The sequence below is a fragment of the Streptomyces sp. NPDC091272 genome, from assembly GCF_044757485.1.
Lineage (GTDB): Bacteria > Actinomycetota > Actinomycetes > Streptomycetales > Streptomycetaceae > Streptomyces.
The window spans coordinates 341,707-367,172 of sequence record NZ_JBIVVC010000001.1; the positions used below are offsets into that span (position 1 = coordinate 341,707).

The window sequence follows — 25,466 nt, forward strand, 5'->3', positions numbered from 1 at the left end:
CTTCTCGCACCCTCTCCCAGGAGAAAACGTGTCACTCAAGGCCCCTCCGTCCCCGGCCGAAGCCGGCCGGGGACGGGGCGGGCGCACCCCCAGGCCGGTAAGCCGCCGCAGCGGACTGGCCAGGCTCGGCCCGCTGCCCTGGATTGCGCCCGTCATCCTGCTGATCCTCGTCGTGGTCGTCTGGCCGGTCGTCGAGCTGATCCGCACCTCGTTCCTCAAGATCTCCATCGCCGGCAAGGTGCGCGGCAGCGCCGGGACCGACAAGTACAAGAAGCTCTTCGAGGAGACCGACTTCGGTTCCGTCCTGCTGTGGACGGTGATCTGGACCGTCGTCGTCGTGACCTTCACGATGCTGATCTCGTTGGGCCTCGCCCAGCTCTTCAACCAGAAGTACCCCGGCCGCCGCTTCACGCGCTGGGCGCTCATCGCCCCGTGGGCGGCGTCCGTGCTGATGACGGCCATCGGCTTCAAGTGGATGCTCAACCAGACCGCGGGCGTGCTCAACACCGTGATGCTGGACCTCGGTCTGATCGACAGCTCCGAGGACTGGCTGGGCAAGGCGGACACCGCCTGGCCCTGGATGATGGCCGTCGCCGTCTTCGTGTCGCTGCCCTTCACCACGTACACGCTGCTGGCCGGGCTCCAGACCGTCCCCGGTGAGGTGTACGAGGCCTCGCGCATCGACGGCGCCGGGCCCTGGCAGACGTACCGGCACATCACCCTGCCGATGCTGCGCCCCGCGTTCCTGATCGGCGTCGTCATCAACCTCATCAACGTCTTCAACTCCTTCCCGATCATCTGGGCGATGACGCAGGGCGGTCCCGGCTACGACACCTCCACGTCGATGGTGTTCATGTACAAGCTGAAGGAGACCGACATCGGGGAGTCGGCCGCCATGTCGGTCGTCAACTTCCTGATGGTCGTGGTGCTCGTGCTGATCTTCCTGAAGGTCAGCCGCTGGAACGAGGAGGACTGATGGCCACCGCGACGGCCGCACGGCCGACGACGGGTCGCACCGTCAAGGCCCCGAGGCGCACCTTCAAGCCGCGCACCCTGGTGATCACCGTGGTGGCCTGGGGTCTCGCCGCGATCTTCCTCGCTCCGTACCTGGAGATGATCGTCACCGCGCTGCGTCCCAAGTCGGAGCTGCGGGACCGCACCTATCTGCCGAGCGAGTTCGAGTGGTCGAACTTCATCGACGTCTGGAAGGAGTCCGAGCTCGGGCAGAACCTCCAGGTGACGCTGCTGGTCGCGGGCGGGGCGACGGTGCTGGTCCTGCTGGTGGCACTGCCGGCCGCGTACTACACGGCGCGCATACGGTTCAGGGGACGCAAGATCTTCCTGCTCCTGGTGCTGGTCACCCAGATGTTCCAGCCGACCGCGCTGCTGGTCGGTCTCTACCGCGAGTTCTACCAACTGGGCATGCTGAACTCGGTCTGGACGCTGATCATCACCAACGCGGCCTTCAACCTGGCCTTCGCGGTGTGGATCCTGACCGCCTACATCGGCTCCATCCCCGCGGAGTTGGAGGAGGCGGCGATGGTGGACGGCACCAGCAGGTTCGGCGCGATGATCAAGGTGACGCTCCCGCTTGCCCTGCCCGGGGTGGTGACCGCGCTGATCTTCACGTTCATCACGACGTGGAACGAGTTCGCGATGGGTCTGACCCTCACCACGGAACCGGCCAGCCAGCCGCTGACGGTGGGCATCAACAACTTCATCGGCGCCTACACCGTGCAGTGGAACTACCTCTTCGCCGCCTCCGTGGTGGCGATCGTGCCGGTCGTGATCCTGTTCGCGTTCATCGAGCGGCACGTGGTGTCGGGACTGACCGCGGGGTCCGTGAAGTAGCGGCGATCCGTTTCCGTACGGACTCGGTGCCCTTTTTGTTACGTACGAAGCGCCCGTCGGCCCCGGCCGACGGGCGCTTCGTTGCGTTCCGGCCCCTCTTTGCTCAAGGTCTTGACGGGAGAGGGCGGCAAAGACTCTGCTTAGGGTTCATATGTTGGAAGAACGGCGGGGCCCCACAGTTGTGGCCCCGGTGCGGACGGCCGTCGAGCCGGCCGCCGGTAACGGGAGTGGATGAGTCGATGGAGACTCCGGGGTCGCAGACGTCTCTGCACCGGGCCAACCTTGAGCGGGTCGTGCGCGCGGTGCGCATGGCGGGCTCGCTGACCCAGGCCGAGATCGCGAGAAGCACCGGGCTCTCCGCCGCCACGGTCTCCAACATCGTCCGTGAGCTGAAGGACGGCGGGACGGTGGAGGTCACGCCCACCTCCGCGGGCGGGCGCCGGGCGCGCAGCGTCTCGCTCAGCGGTGACGCGGGCGTCGTGATCGGCGTCGACTTCGGCCATACGCACCTGCGCGTCGCGGTCGGCAACCTGGCCCACCAGGTCCTCGCCGAAGAGTCCGAGCCCCTCGACGTGGACGCCTCGGCGGCCCAGGGCTTCGACCGGGCCGAGCAGCTGGTGAAGCGTCTGATCGAGGCCACCGGCGTCAGTCAGGACAAGGTCATCGGCGTCGGTCTCGGTGTGCCGGGGCCGATCGACGTGGAGTCGGGGCGGCTGGGCTCCACCGCGATCCTGCCCGGCTGGCAGGGGATCAACCCCAGCGAGGAGCTCTCGGCCCGCCTCGGTGTGCCGGTGTACGTCGACAACGACGCCAACCTCGGGGCACTGGGCGAGCTCGTCTGGGGAGCCGGACGGGGGGTGCGCGACCTCGCGTACATCAAGGTCGCCAGCGGTGTCGGTGCGGGCCTGGTGATAGACGGCCGCGTCTACCGGGGCCCCGGCGGCACGGCCGGGGAGATCGGCCACATCACGCTCGACGAGTCGGGCCCGGTCTGCCGCTGCGGCAACCGCGGCTGCCTGGAGACCTTCGCCGCCGCGCGGTACGTACTGCCGCTGCTGATGCCGGGGCACGGCCCCGACCTGACCATGGAGCGCGTGGTGCAGCTCGCCCGGGAGGGCGATCCGGGCTGCCGCCGGGTGATCGCCGACGTGGGCCGGCACATCGGCAGCGGCGTCGCCAACCTCTGCAACCTGCTCAATCCCAGCCGGGTCGTGCTCGGCGGCGACCTGGCGGACTCCGGCGAGCTGGTGCTGGGCCCGATCCGCGACTCCGTGTCGCGCTACGCGATCCCCAGCGCGGCGCGACAGCTGAGCGTGCTGCCGGGGGCGCTGGGGGGCCGGGCCGAGGTGCTGGGCGCACTGGCGCTCGTATTGAGCGAAATGGGCGATTCGACCCTGTTGGACACCTCGATGGAGGCCAACTCCCTTGGCGAGGGGCAGCGTTCCACCCCCGCCTTCACTTAGATAACGAATGGCACCGTTGTCATCTCGTTAAGCATTTACTCCTTGACGCTATGGCGGCGCGCGAGTTGACTTCCAGACACCTCGGCCGCAACGACGCGGCCTCGTCAGGGAGGCTTTCCACATGAACGCAATGACGCGCCGCGTCGTCATAGCCACGGCCGCCATCTCCATGGCCGTCTCGCTCTCCGCCTGTGGCAAGGCGGGCGACAGCGACAAGGGGGACGGCGGTTCCTCGCAGGGCAGCGGTGACCTCGGCAAGACCATCGGACTGCTGCTGCCGGAGAACAAGACCACGCGCTACGAGACCTTCGACCGCCCCATCATGGAGGCGAAGATCAAGGCCCTGTGCGCGGACTGCGAGGTCAAGTACAACAACGCCGCGCAGGACATCGAGACCCAGAAGAAGCAGTTCGACGCGCTCATCACGCAGGGCGTCAAGGTGATCATCCTGGACGCGGTGGACTTCAAGGCCACCAAGTCCTGGATCACCACCGCCGAGAAGCAGGGCGTCAAGGTCGTCGCGTACGACCGCCTCGCCGAGGGTCCGATCTCCGCGTACGTCAGCTACGACAACGAGAAGATCGGCAACCTCCAGGGTGAGGCCCTGGTCAAGGCGCTCGGCGCCAAGGCCAAGGACTCCAACGTCGTCATGATCAACGGTTCGCCGACCGACCCGAACGCCGGCTTCTTCAAGAAGGGTGCCGAGGACATCCTGAAGAAGGAGACGAAGAAGGTCGTCTACTCCCAGGACATCCCGGACTGGTCCCCGGACGAGGCCAACAAGAAGATGGGCGCCGCCATCGACTCGCTCGGCAAGACCGGGTTCCAGGGCGTCTACGCGGCCAACGACGGCATGGCGGGCGGCATCATCACCGCCCTGGAGAAGCAGGGCATCAAGGTCCCGGTCGGCGGCCAGGACTCCGAGCTCGCCGGTCTGCAGCGCATCCTGAGCGGCAAGCAGTCCTTCTCGATCTACAAGCAGATCAAGCCGGAGGCCGAGACCACCGCCGAGATCGCGGTCCGGATCCTCCAGGGCAAGAAGTTCGACGACCTGACCCCGATCAAGGTCGACAGCATCAGCGGCGACTTCAAGGGCACGCCCTCCAAGCTGTACGACGCCCAGGTCGTCACCAAGGAAAACATCGCGGACACGGTCATCAAGGACAACGTCTACAAGGCGTCCGAGATCTGCACGGCCGACTTCAAGAAGGCCTGTGACGCGGCGGGCATCAAGTAACTCGCTCCTTCGGTACGGCAGGTGACGCGCGGCGCAGCAGTGCGCCCGGTCACCCGTACCCGGCCGGCCAGGTGTCCCGCTCCCGCGCGGGCGGGACACCTGGCCGGCACCTCCCCCCCCTCGTCAAGTCCTTGTGCACCATGCACCACCATCCCCGCCGGTCAGGCGGCGAAGGAGATGATTCACGTGTCCGCTACGCCCGTGCTGGCGTTGCGCGGAGTCTCCAAGCGGTTCGGCGCCGTCCAGGCGCTCACCGACGTAGACCTGGAGATCCAGCCCGGCCAGGTGGTCGCCCTCGTGGGCGACAACGGCGCCGGCAAGTCCACCCTCGTCAAGACGATCTCGGGTGTCCACCCGATCGACGAGGGCGCCATCGAGTGGGACGGCAAGCCGGTGCAGATCAACCGGCCGCAGGACGCCCAGAACCTCGGCATCGCCACCGTCTACCAGGACCTGGCGCTCTGCGACAACCTCGACGTCGTCGCCAACCTCTTCCTCGGCAGCGAGATCCGCCGCGGTTCGGTCCTCGACGAGATCGCCATGGAGAAGCGCGCCAAGGAGCTGCTGGACACGCTGTCCATCAGGATCCCGAGCGTCCGCATCCCGGTCGCCTCGCTCTCCGGCGGTCAGCGCCAGGTCGTCGCCATCGCGCGCGCCCTGGTCGGCGACCCGAAGGTGGTCATCCTCGACGAGCCGACCGCCGCCCTCGGCGTCGAGCAGACGGCGCAGGTCCTGGACCTGGTCGAGCGGCTGCGCGAGCGCGGCCACGGCGTCATCCTCATCAGCCACAACATGGAGGACGTGCGCGCCGTGGCGGACAAGGTGGCGGTACTGCGCCTGGGCCGCAACAACGGCGTCTTCGACGTGAGGACGACCTCCCACGAAGTGATCATCTCTGCCATCACCGGCGCCACGGACAACGCCGTGACCCGTCGTAAGGCGCGTACCGCCACGGCTTCGGCCACGGCCACGGCAACGAAGGAGGACGCGAAGTGAGCGACCTCGCCAAGACCCCCGAGAATAAGACCGAAACGACCCCCGGGGCCCCCGCTGCGGACGCCGCCGCGGCCCCCGCGGGCCCCGCGGTCGACCCCCGCCTCCTCGTCCGCGAAGAGGGCTTCAAGGGCTATCTGACCGAGTTCTCCCGCAAGGTGCGCGGAGGTGAGCTGGGCTCGCTGCCCGTCTTCCTGGGCCTGATCGTCATCGCGATCGTCTTCCAGACCCAGAACAGCAACTTCCTCTCCGCCAGCTCCATCGCCAACATCGCCGTCTACACCTCCGGCCTCGGCATCATGGCGGTCGGCATCGTCTTCGTGCTGATCCTCGGCGAGATCGACCTCTCGGTCGGTTCGGTCGCGGGCGTCGGCGCGGCGATATGGGCGGTGCTCAACGTCTCCAACGGCTGGAACGACTGGCTCTCCATCGTCGTGGCACTGCTCGCGGGCCTCGCGCTCGGCCTGCTGCACGGCTTCTTCTTCGCCAAGATCGGCGTCCCGGCCTTCGTCGTCACCCTGGCCGGCTTCCTCGGCTGGAGCGGCCTGCAGATCTGGCTGATGGGCAAGGAAGGGTCGATCAACACCCCCACCGGCAGCATCGTCGAGAACCTGACGGGCTACTACTTCGAGGACAAGTTCGCCGCCTACGGCCTGGCCGTCGTCGCGATCGCGGTCTACGCCCTCTCGCTGTTCCTGGACAGCAAGCGCCGCCGCGCCGCCGCCCTGCCCGCCCGGCCGGTCAGCGAGATCGTGCTCCGTACGGCCGTCGTCGGGGTGCTGTGCCTGGTCGTCGCGTACGTCCTGAACGAGCCGCAGGGAGCCCGCGGTCTGCCGCTCGCCCTGGTGCTGTTCCTGGCCGTCCTGCTGATCGCCGACTTCGTGGCGCGCCGCACCACCTTCGGCCGTCAGGTCTTCGCGGTCGGCGGCAACGCGGAGGCCGCCCGCAGGGCCGGCATCAGCGTCGACCGGATCCGGATCACCGTCTTCGGCCTGTCCGGTCTGCTCGCCGCGTTCGGCGGACTCTTCGTGGCCAGCCTCTCGGGCGGTGCCACCAAGAGCCTCGGCGCGGGCAACACCCTGATGCTCGTCATCGCGGCGGCCGTCATCGGCGGCACCAGCCTCTTCGGCGGCCGGGGCAAGGTCTGGTCCGCGCTGCTCGGCATGATCGTGATCCAGGCGATCCAGCAGGGCCTGAACATGCTCGGCATGGCCAGCGAGATCCAGTTCATGATCACCGGCGCGGTGCTGCTCGCCGCCGTCGTGATCGACTCGGTCTCCCGCAGGACCCAGAAGAGCGCCGGACGCGCCTAGCGGACGGCCTGGCGGCGGTCCGGGGCGTCAGCCGACCGGACCAGCGCCTGTCGTCGGCGTCAAACCCTGATGTGCCCGGCACCGGTCACCCCGGTGCCGGGCACATCTGTGCGCCCGTGGGTCCGTACGAGTGACGCAGGTCGCACAACCCGCCGACCGCCGCCGCGCGCGGAACATTAGACTCGGCAGATCGGCACGAACGTCCAAGCACTTGATGTGCAAGTAAGCCGTTTCAACCGCAAGGAGGCACGGGTGGCGCTGCTGACCCGCATCAAGGGACCGCGTGATCTGGACCGGCTGTCCCCGGAGCAGCTCGACCAGCTGGCTGCGGAGATCCGGACCTTCCTCGTCGACGAGGTGTCCAAGACCGGCGGCCACCTGGGGCCCAACCTCGGCGTGGTCGAGCTGACCATAGCGCTGCACCGGGTCTTCGAGTCGCCGAAGGACAAGGTCCTCTGGGACACCGGCCACCAGAGCTACGTCCACAAGCTGCTCACCGGCCGGCAGGACTTCACCCGGCTGAAGATGAAGGGCGGCCTCTCCGGCTACCCGGCGCGCGCGGAGTCCGAGCACGACGTCATCGAGAACAGCCACGCCTCCACCGTGCTCGGCTGGGCGGACGGCCTCGCCAAGGCCAACGAGGTGCTGGGCAAGGACGACGCGGTCGTCGCCGTCATCGGTGACGGCGCCCTGACCGGCGGTATGGCCTGGGAGGCGCTGAACAACATCGCCGTCGCCAAGGACCGCCCGCTGGTCATCGTGGTCAACGACAACGAGCGTTCCTACGCACCCACCATCGGCGGCCTCGCCAACCACCTGGCCACCCTGCGCACCACCGACGGTTACGAGCGCTTCCTGGCCCGCGGCAAGGAGTTCCTGGAGCGCACCCCGGTCGTCGGACGGCCGCTGTACGAGACGCTGCACGGCGCGAAGAAGGGCCTCAAGGACTTCATCGCCCCGCAGGGCATGTTCGAGGACCTCGGCCTCAAGTACGTGGGCCCGATCGACGGCCACGACATCGAGGCGCTCGAATCCGCGCTCCAGCGCGCCAAGCGGTTCGGCGGCCCGGTCATCGTGCACTGCCTCACCGAGAAGGGCCGCGGCTACCAGCCGGCCCTCGCCGACGAGGCGGACCGCTTCCACGCCGTCGGCAAGATCCACCCCGACACGGGCCTGCCGATCGCCTCCTCGGGCGTCGACTGGACCTCAGTCTTCGGTGAGGAGATGGTCAAGCTCGGCAAGGAGCGCGAGGACGTCGTCGCGATCACCGCGGCGATGCTCCAGCCGGTCGGCCTGGACAAGTTCGCCAAGGCGTTCCCCGACCGGGTCTACGACGTGGGCATCGCCGAGCAGCACGGCGCGGTCTCCGCGGCGGGCCTGGCCACCGGCGGACTGCACCCCGTCTTCGCCGTCTACGCCACCTTCCTCAACCGTGCCTTCGACCAGGTCCTGATGGATGTCGCCCTGCACAAGTGCGGTGTGACCTTCGTACTCGACCGGGCGGGCGTCACCGGCACCGACGGTGCCTCGCACAACGGCATGTGGGACATGTCGATCCTCCAGTGCGTGCCGACCCTGCGGATCGCGGCGCCGCGCGACGCCGACCAGGTCCGCGCCCAGCTGCGCGAGGCCGTCCAGGTCGAGGACGCCCCGACCGTGGTCCGCTTCTCCAAGGGCGCGGTCGGCCCGGCGGTCAAGGCCGTCGGCAAGGCGGGCGGCATGGACATCCTGCGCAGGCCCGTCACCGACGTGGCCCGCCCGGACGTCCTGCTGGTCTCGGTCGGCGCCCTCGCCCCGATGTGCCTGGAGATCGCGGAGCTGCTCGACGCGCAGGGCATCTCCTCCACCGTCGTCGACCCCCGCTGGGTCAAGCCGGTGGACGAGGCCATGGCCCCGCTCGCCGAGCAGCACCGCGTCGTCGTCACCGTCGAGGACAACTCGCGGGCCGGCGGCGTCGGTTCAGCCGTCGCGCAGGCACTGCGGGACGCGGACGTCGACGTGCCGCTGCGTGACTTCGGCATCCCGCCGCGGTTCCTGGACCACGCCTCCCGCAAGGAGGTCATGGCCGAGATCGGGCTGACCGCCCCGGACATCGCACGTCAGGTCACCGGCCTGGTCGCACGGATCGACGGACGGCTGGAGCGCGCCGCCGCAGAGGTCGCCCGCGACTGACGCGCGGTCACCGCGCCCTTCAGGGTCCGGGCCGGAGGGAAACCTCCGGCCCGGACCTTTTTCGTACATTCGTCCCATCGAGTGAAACCCCTCCGCCCCTCTCGCGCACCGGGACGAATGATCACGATGATTGCGGAGACCCGTCCTCTCACACACACCCGGAACGTGGGCGACGGCCGACAGGCGGAGGTGCTTCGTGAGTACAGAACACCAGGGATCCACGGGCAGTGGCACGGGCAGAGACCCGCACGGAGGCGCGGACAGGGCGCGCGCGGGGATGCTGCGCACCAAGACGGTCGAGCAGTCCATCCGGGACACCGAGGAGCCGGAGCACGCGCTCAGGAAGTCCCTCTCCGCACTCGACCTGACGGTCTTCGGCGTCGGTGTCATCATCGGCACCGGGATCTTCGTCCTGACCGGCAAGATCGCCAAGGAGACGGCGGGGCCCTCGGTCGCCCTCGCGTTCGTCGTCGCCGGTGTCGTCTGCGGTCTCGCGGCCCTCTGTTACGCCGAGTTCGCGTCCACCGTCCCCGTCGCCGGCTCCGCCTACACCTTCTCGTACGCCTCCCTCGGTGAGCTGCCCGCCTGGATCATCGGCTGGGACCTCGTCCTGGAGCTGGCGCTGGGCTGCGCGGTGGTGGCCGTCGGCTGGTCCGGCTACATGCGTTCGCTGCTCGACACGGCGGGGGTCCACCTGCCGGACTTCCTCTCCGGCACCCATGACGGCAAGTTCGGCTTCGACCTGCTGGCCTGCATCCTGGTGCTGGTCATCACCGCGATCCTGGTCGCCGGGATGAAGCTCTCCTCCCGGGTGACCAGCATCATCGTCGGCATCAAGGTGACCGTCGTACTGCTCGTCATCATCGTCGGCGCGTTCTTCATCACCGGATCCAACTACAAGCCCTTCATCCCGCCGTCCCAGGATTCGGACGGCGGCTCCGGGCTCACCGCCCCCCTCGTCCAGCTGATCTTCGGCTTCACGCCGACCAGCTTCGGCGTGATGGGCGTCTTCACAGCCGCCGCGGTCGTCTTCTTCGCGTTCATCGGCTTCGACATCGTCGCGACCGCCGCCGAGGAGACCCGTAACCCGCAGCGGGACGTGCCGCGCGGCATCCTCGGCTCGCTGATCATCTGCACCCTGCTCTACGTGGCCGTCTCGATCGTCGTCACCGGTATGCAGAAGTACAGCCAACTATCGACGGACGCACCGCTCGCGGACGCCTTCAAGTCGGTCGGTCACCCCTTCTGGGCAGGCGTGATCAGCTTCGGCGCGGCGGTGGGCCTGACCTCGGTCTGCATGATCCTGCTGCTCGGGCAGTCTCGGGTCTTCTTCGCGATGAGCCGCGACGGCCTGCTGCCGAAGACCTTCTCGCACGTCCACCCTCGCTTCGGGACCCCGTACCGCTCGACCATCCTGCTCGGTGTGATCGTCGCGGTCGTCGCCGGTTTCACCTCCATCGACGAGCTCGCCGAACTGGTCAACATCGGCACCCTGTTCGCGTTCGTCGTGGTAGCGCTCGGCGTCGTCATCCTGCGCCGCAAGCGCCCGGACCTGCCGCGCTCCTTCAAGACGCCGCTGGTCCCGCTGGTTCCGGCGCTGTCGGTGCTGGCGTCGCTGTGGCTGATGCTGAACCTGCCGGCCGAGACCTGGCTGCGATTCGGCGTCTGGATGGTGATCGGCGTGGCCGTGTACTTCCTGTACGGCAAGAAGCACAGCAAGCTCGGGCGCGAACTCGAGCAGCGGCCGGGCAAGGGCTGAGCGGGGGCAGGTCGGGGGCGTAGCGGGCGCAGCTGGAGGGGCGGGGCTGTAGCGGGGGCAGCTGGGAGGCGGTGGTGCCCGGCCGGATAACTTTGGCCCATGCCCGCCGAGCAGTCCGCCCCCGAGCGCCCCGCGCCCCTCTCCGCCCCAGGGCACTACTGGCGGCGGTTGCTCCCCGTGCTGCTCCTGCTGGCGGCCGTCACGCGGCTGCCGTCCTTCCTGCACCCCCTCTGGAACCCCGACGAGGGCTTCCTCGCCGTGCAGGCGCGCCAGCTCGCCGCCGGGGGAGTGCTCTACGACACCGTCGTGGACCGCAAGCCGCCGTTCCTGCCCTGGCTGTACGAGGGCGCCTTCGCGGTTTTCGGCGACGGCTCCCTCGTTCCCCTCAAGGTGCTCGCGGTCCTCGCGCTCCTCAGCACCGCGGTGCTGCTCGCCTCGCTGGCCCGCCGCAGATGGGGCGACCGTGCGGGGGCGGTGGCGGGTGTCGCGTTCCTGCTCATCTCGGTCGGGCTGCACCCGGAGGACACCCAGGCGGCCGGCTTCGGGCTCTTCACGCTGCCGTTCACGGCGCTCGCCGTGTGGTGCGCCGACCGCAGGGCCTGGACCTGGGCGGGGGCCGCGGTAGCCGGGGCGTTCCTGACGAAACAGACGGGCGGCGCGGTGCTGGCACCGGTGCTGTGGCTCGCCTGGACCACCGCCGTCGCCCCGGCGGTCGGCGCCGTCACCACCCCGGTTGCCGCCACCGCTGAGGAAGCCGCGGTCGGCGCCGGTGAGCCGCGGGTCCTGGCGCTGCTGCGTATCGCCGTGGGGTTCGTGGTCCCCGTCGTCGCAGTGGCGCTGCTCACCGGTCCCTCCGGCTTCCTCTTCTGGGTGGTCACGGGTTCCGGTTCGTATGCCGACCTCACCGGCTCCGGGCTGCACGCGCTGGGCCGGGGCCTGGGCAACGCGCTGATCCTCGCGGGCGCCTGCATCGGCCTGCTGGTTCCGCTCGTACGACGGTTCAGGGTGCCGGGCGCGGACCTGTGGATCTGGCTGGCTGCCTCCGCCGTCGCCGTCATGGTCGGGTTCCACTTCTTCGGCCACTACTACCTGCAGCTGATGCCGCCCCTCGCCCTCCTGGGCGCAGCCGCGCTCCACGGACTGCCCCGCCGCCGGACGGCCACCGCCCTCACGGTCACCGCCTGCACCTGCGCGGTCTTCCTGGTCTGGGGCTTCCTCGCGCCCCGCCCCGAACTCGCCCACGCGCAGCGCGTCGCGGAGGCCGTCCGGGAGCGCACCGCACCCACCGACCGCGTACTGATCTGGGGCATGCACCCCGAGACGTACTGGCTGGCCGACCGCACCCCGGCCGGCCGCTACCTCACCGCGGGCCTGCTGACGAACTTCAGCGGGGGTCGCGACGGTTCCCGGGTGGGGGAGGAGTACGGCGTCGAAGGCAGCTGGACATACCTGCGCACCGACCTCGCCGCGCACCCGCCGGCCGTGATCGTCGACGACTCGCGCGGCAAACCGTACGGCCCGGACCGGATGCCGACGCTCCGCGGGATCCTGGCGCAGGACTACCGTCCGGCCGCGACGGTCGACGGCGCGGTCGTCTACGTACGCTCGCCCGGCGCGCCCTGACCCCGTACGGCTCGCGGACCCGTGCACTGCGCGCCGAGCGCCTCCACCCGGCGCCGCAGCTCGCGGTCGGCGGTGACGACGAGGCAGTCCCGGCCGGCCTCCCGTTCCGCCACGACCGCCACGATCCTGTCGTCGCCGCTGCCTGCCGCGGCCACCACCCGTACCCCCGGCACCGACTCCACGCCCCGGGCCGCGCCCTCCACGACGAGCACGAGCTCCACCGGGCCCGGAACTCCGGCGACGCCCTGCGCCGCGTACACCGGCAGCCGGTCGCGCAGCCGCTCGGCGGCGCCGTGCCGGTCCTTCCACCAGCCGTCGGGCACCGAGCCGACGACGTTGGCGGCGTCGACGACGACGAGGGTGGGCAGCGGTGTGGGGGATGTCATGCGGCCAGCGTCCCACGCCCCGGATGTCCGACCGGCCCCCTATTCTTTAGGCGCAAGTCGAACCAGTGAGCGAGTTAATCGGAAAGGCGGCTGTCGCGTCATGGGGCTCGGTACCGCGGGTGTGACCAGGGCGAGGGCCATCGCGCCGTTGTCGGGCGAGAGCTGGCTGCTGCGCGGCAAGGACGGCAGGCTCAGTGCGTACGCGACCACCGACGGCGGCCTGCTGCGCTGGACCGAGACGCGCGCGGGCGGGCCGGACTGGCAGGGGCCCGACTTCTTCGAGGCGCCGGCCGCCGAGGGGCTCACGGCAGCACAGGGCCCGGACGGCTTCGTGCACGTGGTGGGGCGCGGCACGGCCAAGGACGGATCGCCCGACTACGTGCACGCGACGCAGTACCAGTCGGGCCGTCCGTTCGGCTCCTGGCACTCCTTGGGCAGCTTCCGCTACCCCGACCCGGCGCAGACGGCCAAGCTCGGCCGCCCCGCGGTGGCGGTCGGCGCACAGGGTGCGGTCCACGTCTTCCTGCGGAACGCCTTCGGCGGGGTGCTGATGCGCTGCCAGGCCGCGAGCGGCAAATGGGGCGGCTGGCAGGACCTGATCGGCTCGCGGGCGGAGGAGGCCCTGGTCCCGACGCGTCTGTCGTCGGGCCTGCTGGAACTGCTGGCGGTGAAGAAGGACGGCACGGTGCTGCGCTGGACGCAGGAGAAGCCCGGGGCGGCCTTCTCACCGGTGACGGTCATCCCGTTCACGGTCACGGCGGGCACGGTCACCGCGCTGGAAACCTCCGAGGACGGCCTCACCTACTACGGGACCGCCCCGGGCCAGGTCGCGGCCCAGATGTCGGCCGACGGAACCGCCCCGGGCCAGGTGCCGGCCGACGGAACCGTCCCGGCCCAGGCCCCGTCGGACGGGGCCGTCCCGCACCGCCAGGAAGTCACCGCCTTCCGGCTCGGCCTCGGGCCCGACCCCGCCTCCGCACCGTCCGCCGTCCCGCTGGGCGGCACTCCTGCCACCGAGCCCGGCGTCCGCCCGGCCGCCCTGCGCGCCACCATGGACGGCCACGACTGCACGGTCCTGGCACACCGCACCACGGGCGGCCGTCCCGCCCTGGCCGCCTCCCGGACGCTCGCCGAGCACGAGGGCGTGTGGTGGGCGGAGACCGGCCCGGAGTGCGTGGGCGCACCGGCCCTCGCCCTGGACGCGGCGGACCGGGTGGTCATGGCGGTGATCGGCGCCGAAGGCGCACTGCACGTGGCGCGGCAGCGGACGGACGAGGAAGGGCTCGCGCTGGCCGCCTGGCAGCGCGTCTGAGCCTCCCAGGTCCCGCCGCGCCCCGACGGCCGAAGTCAGCTGCTGCCCTCGGCAGGCGACCTCTTCGCCGTGTCCGGCACCGGGCGGCCGTCCCGCAGCGCGTTCCACAGCGCGTCGGCCTGCGGCTGTGCGGCGACGACCCGGTTGGGGTCGGTCTTGTCGTAGCCGACCGGCAGTGTGATCGTCTCCATGCTCCCGGTGTCCAGCCCCTGCATGCTCTTCGCGAAGGAGACGAGCCCGGTCAGGGAGCCGATGTCGGAGTCGGTGGTGAGGGCCTTGGTGGCGGCGTCGGCCACCTCGTAGAGCTTGGTGGGGCTGGAGAGCACACCCTGCTGCTTGATCTCGTCGAGCAGCGCCAGGATGAACTTCTGCTGGAGTTCGATCCGCCCGAGGTCGCTCCCGTCGCCCACGCCGTGCCGGGTGCGTACGAACGCGAGGGACTGCGTGCCGTCCAGCTTGTGCGTACCGGCCGAGAGCCGCAGCCCGCTCTGCTTGTCGTCGATGGCCCGGTCGGTGGTGACGGTGACCCCGCCGAGCGCGTCCACCAGGTCCTTGAAGCCCGCGAAGTCGATCTCGACGTAGTGGTCCATCCGGATCCCCGACATGGCCTCGACGGTCCTGACCACACAGGCGGGTCCGCCGGAGGTGTACACGGAGTTGAACATCACCCGCCGCGCGGCGGGGAGTTCACCGCCCTCGGTCTTCGTGCACGCGGGCCGGGTGACCAGGGTGTCGCGCGGGATGCTCACCGCGGTCGCCTTCTTCCGGCCCTCGGGTATGTGCACCACCATCGCGGTGTCGGAGCGCGCGGTGCCGCCCGTGTCGCCACTCGCGAGGGTCTTGTTGCTCCCCGACCGGGAGTCGGACCCGAGGATCAGGATGTTCTGCGCCCCGGTGTCCGACTTGCCGGGCCGGTCGCCGCCCAGGGCGGAGTCGATGTCGATGCTGGTGAGGTTCCCGTCGAGCCGGGTGTAGGCCCAGTAGGCCACCCCGCCGCCGAGTACCAGCACGCCCGCGAGGGTCCAGCAGAGCGCGCGGACGGTGCGGCGGCCCCTGCTCCGGGCGGGCCGCGGGCCGGTTGGTCTCCGGCCGGTTGATCGTATCGGCATTCACTTACCTGTTCGCTGGGGCGGGTGCTCGTGCGTCGGACCCGGTGTTCTGGACCGCGACGTCCTGCGGGGCGTCCCGAGGGGTCGCGAGGGTGTCCGCAGGGAAATCCGAAAGGAGTCCGCGAAGGGTCCACGACCGCTTACAAGTGTCGGCTGTCCCACAGTCCTCCTCGGCCACAAAAGGGAGGACGGCGGCCGTCGGGAAAAAGGTGGCATGGCAAAAGTCACCTGTTCCCGGGACCAAAGTCCCGGTACAGGAGGGCGCCGCCCCCGCGACAGCGGCGGAAATTGGGACCGTCGGCGAACACACCGTGATCCATCGCATTGCCGGGCGGGTCTTTCGGCTCTTATTCGGTTCGGCGGATCGGCTACTTTTGATGAAGTCGTTGTATGCAAGGGCCGGGCTGTGCCGTGTGCTCCGGAAACCGCGAACCGAAGGAGCAGCCCCGGATGCCGCCAGAGCTCAGCATTGTCGTGCCGTTCCAGGACGTGCAGGAGTACCTCGACGAATGCCTGGAGTCGATCAGGCGGCAGAGCTTCTCCCGCTTCGAAGTGATCATGGTTGACGACGGTTCTTCCGACGGCTCCACGGAGATCGCCGAATCCTACTGCCGTCGGGACAGCCGTTTCCGACTGCTTCGCCAGGAGGCGAACGGGCCGGGCCACGCCCGTAACACCGGTATTCGCGCCGCCTATTCCGATGCCGAATTCCTCGCCTTCGTCGACGGCGACGACGTGGTCCCGCATTACGCCTATGAGTTGCTCGTCCGCACCCTCCGTCAGTCCGGTTCCGATTTCGTCTCCGGCAACGTGCAGATGATGAACTCCACGAAGACCTGGCAGTCCCCGCTGCACGGCGCCCCCATGAAACGCGCCCGCCGGGGCACCCACATCACCCGTCAGCGGGAACTCATCTACGACCGCACGGTCTGGAACAAGGTCTTCCGCCGCGAGTTCTGGGACCACCACTTCCTGGAGTTCCCCGAGGGCGTCATGTACGAGGACTCCTGGGTGAACCTCGTCGCGCACTTCCGGGCCGCGAAGGTCGACGTCGTCAACGAGCACGTGTACTTCTGGCGCCGCCGCGACGGTGCCTCCGCGCCCTCCATCACCCAGCGGCACACCGAGGTGGCGTGCCTGCGGGACCGGATCTCCGCGGTGCGCTCGGTCAGCGGCTTCCTCGCCGGGCACCGGGCGCGGGCCTACGAGACGTACAAGCGCTGGTACGACGAGGCCTGTCTCAAGTCCGACCTGATGATCCACCTCAATGTGCTGCCCGACGCCGACGAGGAGTTCCAGGACCTCTTCATGCGGCGGGCGAAGGAGTTCCTCGACGAGGCCGACCCCTCGCTCGTCGACGAACTGCCCGCCGTGCAGCGCCTGAAGTGGAGTCTGGTGCGCGAGGAGAAGCTGGCGGAACTGCTTGAGGTGCTGGCGTTCGAGCGCAAGGGCGGCGCCCTGCCGGTGCGCCGCCGGGCCCGCCGCTACCTCGACTACCCCTACCTGGGCGACCGTTCCGTCGGACTGGGCAAGAGGACGTACCGGGTGGACAAGGAACTCGCGCTGCACGCCTCGCTCGGCTCGGCGCACTGGCAGGACGACCGCCTCCAGCTGAACGGCACGGCGTACATCAAGTTCCTCAACGTGCACAAGCGCCGCATGTCGGTGAAGGCGCTCGCGCTGCGCAACCGCAAGACCGGACGCAGGATGGTGATACGGGCCAGGACCACCTACGCGCCGCAGGCCACGGAGGCCTCCCAGCAGAGCCGCTACTGCTACGACTGGTCGGGCTTCCGGGTCGACTTCGACCCCAAGCGCCTGCAGGAGAAGGGCAAGTGGGTCGAGGGCACCTGGGACGTCGCCATGGGCGCGTACAGCAGGGGCCTCTTCCGCTACAAGAGCATCGGCGCGGGAGCCGCCGGGACGGCAGCCCATCCGCCCGTGCGGTACGTGGACAAGAACACCCGGCTGGTCCCGCTGTTCGTCAACGGGACGCTCAAGCTGCGGGTGGAGATCGTCCGCTGCCGCATCACCCGCCACCAGCTGGTCGGGGAGGACCTGGAGCTCCGCGGCGTGCTCCTCGCCGATGAGGTGCCCACGGCGGGCACCTTCCAGGTGCGCAGCCTCAAGGGCGCCGGACAGTACCGGGCGGACGTGCGCTTCACCCCCGGCGGCGACGGCTGGTGCACCTTCAGGACCCGGATACCCGTCGCGCGGCTGGTGCCCGAGGGCCGCTTCGACGACGGCTCGGGCGTACCCAAGGCGTGGACCATGGGCAGCAACGGCTGGAAGACCTCCCTGAGCATCGAGGGCCGGCGCGCGCCGCTCTACCCGGTGATGGCGCCCGGGACCGAGGACGGCCACTACCCGCTGCCCGCACGGCTGCGGCCCGAGGGCGGCGCTCGTGAGTGCGTCGTGCACCGCAACGGCAACGGCTATGTCGTGCTGTTCGAGCGCGAGACCCTGCCCATCGCCACCGCGCTGTCCTGGTCCGAGACCGGCGCCCTGCGTCTGACCTGCGGCTACTCGGCTGCCTCAACGATCCCCGCGGCCCCGCTCATGGGCTGCGAACTGGTGGTCCGCTCCCGCGCCCACGGCGTCGAGCGCACCTTCCCCGTCGACTGGCAGGGCGACACCTTCGTCAGCGAACTGCACCCCGCCAGGGTCCGCACCTTCGCCGGCGACATTCCGCTGACGGCCGGCCGCTGGGACTTCTACCTGCGGGTTCCCGGCCCGGGGGCGCGCCAGGGGCAGTCGCAGGGCCCGCCGCACACCGACCTGATGGTCAAGCTCGACCAGGGGCTGCTCGCCGGCCTGCCGGGCCAGGAGGAGATCGACGAGCGCCGTTACGAGATCCAGCCCCAGGCGTACGACCGGCTGACCCTGCTCGTCCACTCGGCCATGCCCGACAGCGCCCGCGGCCCCTACCGCCAGAAGCTGCTGCGCACCCGCACCTACCCGGCCGTCCGCAGGCAGCCGCTGCGCGAGACGATCCTCTTCGACGCGTTCAAGGGCACCCAGTACTCCGACAGCCCCCGTGCGCTGCACGAGGAACTGGTGCGGCGCGGAACACACCTGGAACAGCTCTGGGTGGTCAGGGACGACCAGGTCGACGTGCCCCCGACCTGCCGCGCGGTGCGCCTGTGGTCGAAGGAGTGGTACGAGGCGCTGGCCGCGTCCCGCTACATCGTGGCCAACAACCACCTGCCCGACTGGTTCGAGCGGCGCGAGGACCAGGTGGTCGTGCAGACCTGGCACGGCACGCCCCTCAAGAAGATCGGCCACGACATCGAGGCCGTGCACTTCGCCGACCGGAGGTACCTCGAAAGGCTGGAGCAGGAGGTGAAGCAGTGGAGCGTGCTCGTCTCCCCGAACAGCTTCAGCACCCCGATCCTGCGCCGGGCCTTCGGGTTCGAGGGCGAACTGCTGACGACCGGGTACCCCCGCAACGACCTGCTGCTGGGCGCGGACAGCGAACGGCGCGCCGCACAGGTGCGCCGCAGGATCGGCCTGCCCGAGGGCAAGAAGGTCATCATGTACGCCCCCACCTGGCGCGACGACCAGTTCTACGCACCCGGCAGGTACAAGTTCGACTTCCGCATCGACCTGGAGGAGGCGCGCGCCGAACTGGCCGCGGACCACGTCCTGCTGGTCAGACGGCACCCCAATGTGGTTGACCCGGTGCCGGAGGCGGGTGACGGATTCGTCTGGGACGTCTCTGAGTACCCGGACATGGCCGAACTGGCGCTGATCACCGACGTGATGGTGACGGACTACTCGTCCCTGATGTTCGACTACGCCGTCACCGGAAGGCCGATCCTCTTCTTCACCTACGACCTGGAGCACTACCGGGACACCCTGCGGGGCTTCTACTTCGACTTCGAGCGCAGCGCCCCGGGCCCGCTGCTGTCGACCTCGGCCGAACTCATCAGGGCGGTACGGGACATCGACCAGGTGTCCCGCGTCTACCGGGCCCGCTACCGGTGGTTCCAGCAGCAGTTCTGCGACTACGACGACGGCGGCGCGTCCGGCCGGCTGCTGGATCGGATCATGCGGGCGAACGACATAGGCCCCGCCGCGCTGCCCGCGCAGCGGGACGCCGGGACCGAACTGCCGCACGGCACACCTGACCTGCGGCACGACACACCCGAACTGCCGCACGGCACCGACCTGCGGCACGACACACCTGACCGGCGGCACGACGGCCGGCACGGTCGCAGCGCGGCATGAGGGCCGCGGGCAGCGGCGAGGCCGAACCATCCAGGTGCCCGGACCAGGGCGCCGTACCGAGGAGAAGTGCGCAGTCCATGAAGGTCGCTTTCCTGATTCACGACGTCTACGGATTCGGCGGCACGGTGAGTGCCACCGTGAACCTCGCCCGAGCCATGGCGAAGACGCACGAGGTCGAGATCGTCTCGATGTTCCGCAGCCGGGAGACCCCGCGGGTGGCCGTCGACCGGAGCGTGCGGATCGTGCCGCTCGTGGACCTGCACGCGGGAAGCGACCGGGACAACCCGCTGGCCTCCCAGCCGTCGGCGATCCTGCCCGACTCGCCCTCCTTCTCCAGCCTCTACACCCGGCTGCTGGACGAGCGGGTGGAGTCCTACCTGCACTCGACGCGCGCGGACGTGGTCATCGGCACCCGTCCGGTGCTCAACATGTACCTCTCGCACTTCGGTGACAACGGGTACCTGCGGATCGGGCAGGAACACCTCACCCACGACTCGCAGATCCCCGCCCAGCGCGTCGCGCAGAACGCGGTCATCAAGGACCTCGACGCCTTCGTGACGGTGTCCTCGAACGACGCTCAGGTCTATCGGGACGTCCTGCCGCAGCTGAAGGACAAGATCTTCAGCATCCCCAACGGGGTGCCGCGGCCCACCGCCGAACCCTCCGACGGCGACTCCAGGATCGTGCTGGCCGTGGGCCGCCTCATCGACGTGAAGCGGTACGACGTGCTGGTGCGGGCCTTCCTACGGGTCGCCACCGAGCGCCCCGACTGGTCGCTGCGGATCTACGGGGCGGGCCAGAAGGAGGCGGAACTGCGGGCGCTGATCGACGAGCTGGGCCTCTACAACCACGTGAAGCTGATGGGCGCCTACTCGCCCATCGAGCCGGAGTGGCCCAAGGGCAGCATCGCGGCCTCCTCCTCCAGGTCCGAGGCGCTCCCCATGAACATCATCGAGGCCATGCACGCCGGCCTGCCGGTGGTCAGCACCGACTGCCCCTTCGGGCCCAGGGAGATCATCGACCACGGGGTGGACGGCCTGCTCGTCCCGGTCGGTGACGACGCGGCGCTGGCCGCCGGACTGCTCAGCCTCATCAACGACGAGGACAAGCGCCGGTCCATGGGCCGGGCGGCCCGCGCGAAGGCGCTGCGCTTTTCGCCTGACCGCAACGCGGAGCGCTACGACGCCCTCTTCGACCAGCTGCTGCGGGAGCGCGCACGGACCGGGGCCTCCCGGCAGGGAGGCCTGCGCGCCGAGGCCCGCTGCCGGGCCACCCCCGACGGCCGGCTGCAGCTCGCCTTCACCTCCTACGGCCCGGTCGGGCCCGGCAGCCGGCTGACCGCCAGGTTGCGCGGCGAGGTACGGGCAGAGGTCACCTTCCCGCTGTCCGAAGAGGCCGCGGACGGTGCGGAGGAGGCCCGGGGGAGCCACTGCGCGCAAGCGGTGGTGGACCCGGCGCTGCTCCGGCCGCACGAGGGCATCTGGGACCTCTACCTCGACGACGAGGCCGGGCAGCAGGAGCGGCGCGTGGTCGCCGGGCCCGTGGAGCTGCGGCACCTCGCGACCCGGGGGCCGTCGGTGCGGGCCGACGGGGCGTCGCACGCCATCCCGTACCGCACGATGGACGGGTTCGTCGCGGTCCGCACCTGGTACCGCCCGCACCACGCCGAGGTGCGTCAGCTGCACGTGGGGGCGGACGCCCTGACGGTCAGCGTCACGCTGTGCGGCGGCGAACCGGCGCACCGCGGTGACGATCCGGCCCAGGCACCCACCGTGCTGCTGCGCCACCGCACCCGGCCCGACATCCTGCTCGAACTGCCCGCGCACCGGGCCGGCCAGGACCTGCTGACGGTCTCGGTCCCGCACCGGACCCTCGTCGACCACGCCCCGTCCCAGCAGTCCGACATCTGGGACATGTGGGTGAGCTCCGGGCCCTCCGGCAGCCCCGCCGCGCGTGCGCGACTGGGCAAGCTGTCGGGCGATTTCATCGACCGCAAGCGCGTCGAGAAGTACCCGCACGGGCTGCTCACCACGGAGCGGGGAACGCACCGCGCGGTCGCGTACTTCACGGATCAGCACGACCTCTCGGTGGCCGTGCACCACGACCTCGGCTGAGCGACGGAACCGCGGAACCGACGGACCAATCAAATAGACGGACCCGCGAAAATGCCGGGAGGCGGGCCGCACGGAAGTCTCCGTGCGGCCCGCCTCCCGGCTGCTGTGCGGCGGCGTTATGCCGGAACGCTCGCTACGCCCTGCGGCAGGAACTTCCTCCCGGCGGCGCGCTCCGAGAAGCCCTCGCGGTCCAGGTACGGCGTGATGCCGCCCAGGTGGAAGGGCCAGCCCGCGCCCGTGATCAGGCAGAGGTCGATGTCCTGGGCCTCGGCGACGACACCCTCGTCGAGCATCAGCGCGATCTCCTGCGCGACCGCGTCCATGACCCGGGTACGCACCTGCTCCTCGGTCAGGACGGTGTCGCCCTGCTTGAGGAGCGCCGCGACCTCGGGGTCCAGCTCCGGCTTGCCGGAGTCGTAGACGTAGAAGCCGCGCTTGCCCGCCTTGACCACCGCGGCCAGGTTCGGCGAGACCGTGAAGCGGTCAGGGAAGGCGCGGTTCAGGGTCTCCGAGACGTGCAGGCCGATGGCGGGGCCGACCAGCTCCAGGAGGACCAGCGGCGACATCGGCAGACCCAGCGGCTCGACGCCCTTCTCGGCGACGGCGACCGGGGTGCCCTCGTCGATGACGTTCTGGATCTCGCCCATGAAGCGGGTCAGGATGCGGTTGACGACGAACGCCGGGGCGTCCTTCACCAGCACCGCAGTCTTCTTGAGCTTGCGGGCCACACCGAAGGCCGTGGCCAGCGAGGCGTCGTCCGTCTTCTCGCCGCGGACGATCTCCAGGAGCGGCAGGATCGCGACCGGGTTGAAGAAGTGGAAGCCCACGACCCGTTCGGGGTTCTTCAGCTTCGATGCCATCTCCGTGATGGAGAGCGAGGAGGTGTTGGTGGCGAGGACCGCGTGGGCGGGGGCGACCGCCTCGACCTCGGCGAACACCTGCTGCTTGACCGACATCTCCTCGAAGACCGCTTCGATGATGAAGTCGGCGTCGGCGAAGCCGTCGGCCTTGTCCAGCACGCCGGAGACCAGGGCCTTGAGGCGGTTGGCCTTGTCCTGGTTGATCCGGCCCTTGCCGCGCAGCTTCTCGATCTCGGTGTGGACGTAGCCCACGCCCTTGTCGATGCGCTCCTGGTCGATGTCGGTCAGCACGACCGGCACCTCAAGGCGGCGCAGGAACAGCAGCGCGAGCTGCGAGGCCATCAGACCCGCACCGACCACACCCACCTTGGTGATCGGGCGGGCCAGGTTCTTGTCCGGGGCGCCGGCCGGGCGCTTGGCGCGCTTCTGCACCAGGTTGAACGCGTAGATGCCGCCGCGCAGTTCGCCGCCCATGATCAGGTCGGCGAGCGCCTGGTCCTCGGCGTCGAAGCCGGCCGCCAGGTCGCCGGACTTGGCGGCCTCGATGATGTCGAGTGCGCGGTAGGCGGCGGGGGCCGCGCCGTGCACCTTGGAGTCGGCGACGGCACGGCCGCGTGCGACAGCGGCGTCCCAGCCCTCGCCGCGGTCGATCTCCGGCCGCTGCACCTGGAGTTCGCCGCGCAGGACCGCGGAGGTCCAGAGCAGCGACTGCTCCAGGAAGTCGGCGCCCTCGAAGATGGCGTCGGCGATGCCGAGTTCGAAGACCTGGCCGCCCTTGAGCTGGCGGTTCTGGTTCAGCGAGTTCTCGATGATGACCGAGACGGCCCGGTCGGCGCCGATCAGGTTCGGGAGCAGCGCGCAGCCGCCCCAGCCCGGGACCAGGCCGAGGAAGACCTCGGGGAGCGAGAAGGCCGCGATGGAGGTCGAGACCGTACGGTACGAGCAGTGCAGGCCGACCTCGACGCCGCCGCCCATCGCCGCACCGTTGTAGTACGCGAAGGTGGGCACGGCCAGGTGGGAGAGGCGGCGGAAGACGTCGTGGCCGCCCTTGCCGATGGCGAGCGCGTCCTCGTGGCGCTTCAGCAGCTCCACGCCCTTGAGGTCGGCGCCGACCGCGAAGATGAACGGCTTGCCGGTGATGCCGATGCCGACGATGGTGCCCTCGGCGGCCTCCTTCTCGACCTGGTCGACGGCGGCGTTCAGGTTCGCCAGCGACTGCGGGCCGAAGGTGGTCGGCTTGGTGTGGTCCAGGCCGTTGTCCAGGGTGATGAGGGCGAAGTTGCCGCCGCCGCCCGGGAGTTCGAGGTGGCGTACGTGCGCCTGGGTGACGACCTCGTCCGGGAACAGCTCGGCCGCGCCCTTCAGGAGATCGGTGGTGGTGGTGCTCACTTGTCGTCGCCTCCGTTGAAGTGCGGGTTCTCCCAGATGACCGTGCCGCCCATGCCGAAGCCGACGCACATGCTCGTCAGGCCGTAGCGGACGTGCGGCTGGTCCTCGAACTGCCGGGCCAGCTGCGTCATCAGACGCACGCCGGAGGAGGCGAGCGGGTGACCGAAGGCGATGGCACCGCCGTACTGGTTCACGCGCGGGTCGTTCTCGGGGATGCCGAAGTGGTCGAGCATGGCCAGCACCTGGACGGCGAAGGCCTCGTTGATCTCGAACAGGCCGATGTCGTCGATCGACAGGCCCGCCTTGGCGAGGGCCTTCTCGGTCGCCGGGACCGGGCCGATGCCCATGACCTCGGGCTCGACGCCCGCGAAGGCGTAGGAGACCAGCCGCATCTTGACCGGCAGACCGAGCTCGCGCGCGACGTCCTCGGCGGCGATCAGGGACGCGGTGGCGCCGTCGTTCAGACCGGCGGCGTTACCGGCGGTGACCCGGCCGTGCGGGCGGAAGGGGGTCTTCAGGGAGGCCAGCGACTCCAGGGTCGTACCCGGACGCATCGGCTCGTCGGCGGTGGCCAGGCCCCAACCGGTCTCGCCCGCTTCGGCGTTGGTGCGGCGCACCGACACGGGGACCAGGTCGGCCTGGATCTTGCCGTCGGCGTACGCCTTGGCGGCCTTCTCCTGCGAGCGCACCGCGTACTCGTCCGCGCGCTGCTTGGAGATGCCGGGGTAGCGGTCGTGCAGGTTCTCGGCGGTCATGCCCATGAAGAGCGCGGACTCGTCGACCAGCTTGTCCGAGACGAAGCGCGGGTTGGGGTCCACGCCCTCACCCATGGGGTGGCGGCCCATGTGCTCGACGCCGCCCGCGAGGGCGATGTCGTACGCGCCGAAGGCCACGCCGCCCGCGACGGACGTCACGGCGGTCATCGCGCCGGCGCACATGCGGTCGATGGAGAAGCCGGGCACGGAGGTCGGCAGACCCGCCAGGATGCCGGCGGTGCGGCCCAGGGTCAGGCCCTGGTCGCCGATCTGGGTGGTCGCGGCGATAGCGACCTCGTCGACGCGCGCGGGGTCGAGGTCCGGGTTGCGGCGCAGCAGCTCCCGGATCGCCTTCACGACGAGGTCGTCGGCCCGGGTCTCGTGGTAGATGCCCTTCGGGCCCGCCTTGCCGAACGGGGTGCGGACGCCGTCGACGAAGACGACGTCCCTGACGGTACGAGGCACGATTGGCTCTCCTCCGGGGTGCGGGGTGGTGCTGCTGCCGGTACGCGGTACGCCGAGGTGGGCGCACCGCACTGCCCCATGCTACTTACGAGTAACCAGGCTGCCCAGCCCCCACGGCCGGAGCGGCGAAGGTCACACTCTCCACCGGTCGCCGCGGAGCCCTTCCGGGTGGCGGAAAGTCGCCGCTGCGCCCTGTGCAACGGGCCGCGGTCGTCGTGTTGGGACGCGCTTCCCGGGGTCCGGACTCGGTTGCCCCGTACGGGATTTCGGGCCCTCCGGTTCCCGTTTCCGGCCGAAAAATTGGTCTGGACCATACCGCTCGGTAGCCCTTAGGCTCGGCTCAAGATCGTGCGCATCCGGCCCGCGAAACGGCTTCGACCCGCCCCTCTCCACCGTGCCCGGCCGCTCGCCCGCCCGGGCCTTCGCCCCGCGTTG

The 25,466-nt window shown here is 70.0% G+C and carries 16 protein-coding genes; 12 read left to right on the top strand and 4 right to left on the bottom strand.

The window, feature by feature from the left end; all coding sequences use genetic code 11:
- Positions 1–28 precede the first annotated feature (28 nt).
- The 9 genes from ACIQM4_RS01260 (at position 29) to ACIQM4_RS01300 (ending at position 12,411) form a co-directional block, all read left to right on the top strand.
- Positions 29–976, top strand: a complete 948-nt coding sequence (locus tag ACIQM4_RS01260; protein WP_401584295.1) for a carbohydrate ABC transporter permease — start codon at positions 29–31, stop codon at positions 974–976.
- Complete coding sequence (locus tag ACIQM4_RS01265) at positions 976–1,851, top strand: carbohydrate ABC transporter permease (protein ID WP_401584298.1); 876 nt, start codon at positions 976–978, stop codon at positions 1,849–1,851. The genes ACIQM4_RS01260 and ACIQM4_RS01265 overlap by 1 nt, the downstream gene beginning before the upstream one ends.
- Before the next feature lie 239 nt (positions 1,852–2,090).
- The gene (locus ACIQM4_RS01270; protein WP_401584301.1) at positions 2,091–3,314 is read left to right on the top strand and encodes an ROK family protein; all 1,224 of its coding nucleotides are present in this window, start codon (positions 2,091–2,093) and stop codon (positions 3,312–3,314) included.
- 121 nt (positions 3,315–3,435) lie between these two features.
- Positions 3,436–4,551, top strand: coding sequence for a substrate-binding domain-containing protein (locus tag ACIQM4_RS01275; RefSeq protein WP_401584304.1), 1,116 nt, complete (start codon positions 3,436–3,438; stop codon positions 4,549–4,551).
- Positions 4,552–4,728: 177 nt separating this feature from the next.
- Positions 4,729–5,547: an ATP-binding cassette domain-containing protein gene (locus tag ACIQM4_RS01280; protein ID WP_401584306.1), complete on the top strand. Its 819-nt coding sequence runs from the start codon at positions 4,729–4,731 to the stop codon at positions 5,545–5,547.
- Positions 5,544–6,857 (top strand): sugar ABC transporter permease, encoded by a 1,314-nt coding sequence (locus tag ACIQM4_RS01285; RefSeq protein WP_401584309.1) that lies wholly within the window; start codon positions 5,544–5,546, stop codon positions 6,855–6,857. The genes ACIQM4_RS01280 and ACIQM4_RS01285 overlap by 4 nt, the downstream gene beginning before the upstream one ends.
- 252 nt (positions 6,858–7,109) lie before the next feature.
- A complete protein-coding gene (gene dxs, locus ACIQM4_RS01290) occupies positions 7,110–9,029 on the top strand; it encodes a 1-deoxy-D-xylulose-5-phosphate synthase (RefSeq protein ID WP_401584312.1) in 1,920 nt (639 codons plus the stop codon).
- 277 nt (positions 9,030–9,306) lie between these two features.
- Positions 9,307–10,788, top strand: coding sequence for an amino acid permease (locus ACIQM4_RS01295; RefSeq protein WP_401586010.1), 1,482 nt, complete (start codon positions 9,307–9,309; stop codon positions 10,786–10,788).
- Positions 10,789–10,887: 99 nt separating this feature from the next.
- A complete protein-coding gene (locus tag ACIQM4_RS01300) occupies positions 10,888–12,411 on the top strand; it encodes a glycosyltransferase family 39 protein (RefSeq protein WP_401584315.1) in 1,524 nt (507 codons plus the stop codon).
- Here the strand turns inward: ACIQM4_RS01300 and ACIQM4_RS01305 are convergent.
- Positions 12,384–12,797 (bottom strand): NTP pyrophosphohydrolase, encoded by a 414-nt coding sequence (locus ACIQM4_RS01305; protein WP_401584318.1) that lies wholly within the window; start codon positions 12,795–12,797, stop codon positions 12,384–12,386. The genes ACIQM4_RS01300 and ACIQM4_RS01305 overlap by 28 nt on opposite strands.
- Before the next feature lie 100 nt (positions 12,798–12,897).
- Here ACIQM4_RS01305 and ACIQM4_RS01310 point away from each other — a divergent pair, with 100 nt between their 5' ends.
- Positions 12,898–14,109, top strand: coding sequence for a hypothetical protein (locus tag ACIQM4_RS01310; RefSeq protein WP_401584320.1), 1,212 nt, complete (start codon positions 12,898–12,900; stop codon positions 14,107–14,109).
- 35 nt (positions 14,110–14,144) lie between these two features.
- On the opposite strand, the gene ACIQM4_RS01315 is transcribed toward ACIQM4_RS01310, so the two are convergent.
- Positions 14,145–15,218, bottom strand: coding sequence for an LCP family protein (locus ACIQM4_RS01315; protein ID WP_401584323.1), 1,074 nt, complete (start codon positions 15,216–15,218; stop codon positions 14,145–14,147).
- A 450-nt stretch (positions 15,219–15,668) separates the two neighbouring features.
- Between ACIQM4_RS01315 and ACIQM4_RS01320 the strand changes: the two genes are divergently transcribed.
- Together ACIQM4_RS01320 and ACIQM4_RS01325 are read left to right on the top strand one after the other, a co-directional pair.
- Entirely contained in the window at positions 15,669–19,448 is a 3,780-nt protein-coding gene (locus tag ACIQM4_RS01320) for a CDP-glycerol glycerophosphotransferase family protein (RefSeq protein WP_401584325.1), read from the top strand.
- 77 nt (positions 19,449–19,525) lie between these two features.
- Complete coding sequence (locus ACIQM4_RS01325; RefSeq protein WP_401584328.1) at positions 19,526–21,562, top strand: glycosyltransferase; 2,037 nt, start codon at positions 19,526–19,528, stop codon at positions 21,560–21,562.
- Positions 21,563–21,678: 116 nt separating this feature from the next.
- Here the strand turns inward: ACIQM4_RS01325 and ACIQM4_RS01330 are convergent, their stop codons facing one another.
- Entirely contained in the window at positions 21,679–23,811 is a 2,133-nt protein-coding gene (locus tag ACIQM4_RS01330; RefSeq protein WP_401584331.1) for a 3-hydroxyacyl-CoA dehydrogenase NAD-binding domain-containing protein, read from the bottom strand.
- Positions 23,808–25,031, bottom strand: coding sequence for a thiolase family protein (locus ACIQM4_RS01335; protein WP_401584334.1), 1,224 nt, complete (start codon positions 25,029–25,031; stop codon positions 23,808–23,810). Before ACIQM4_RS01335 ends, ACIQM4_RS01330 begins: the two co-directional genes overlap by 4 nt.
- Between the last annotated feature and the right edge of the window lie 435 nt (positions 25,032–25,466).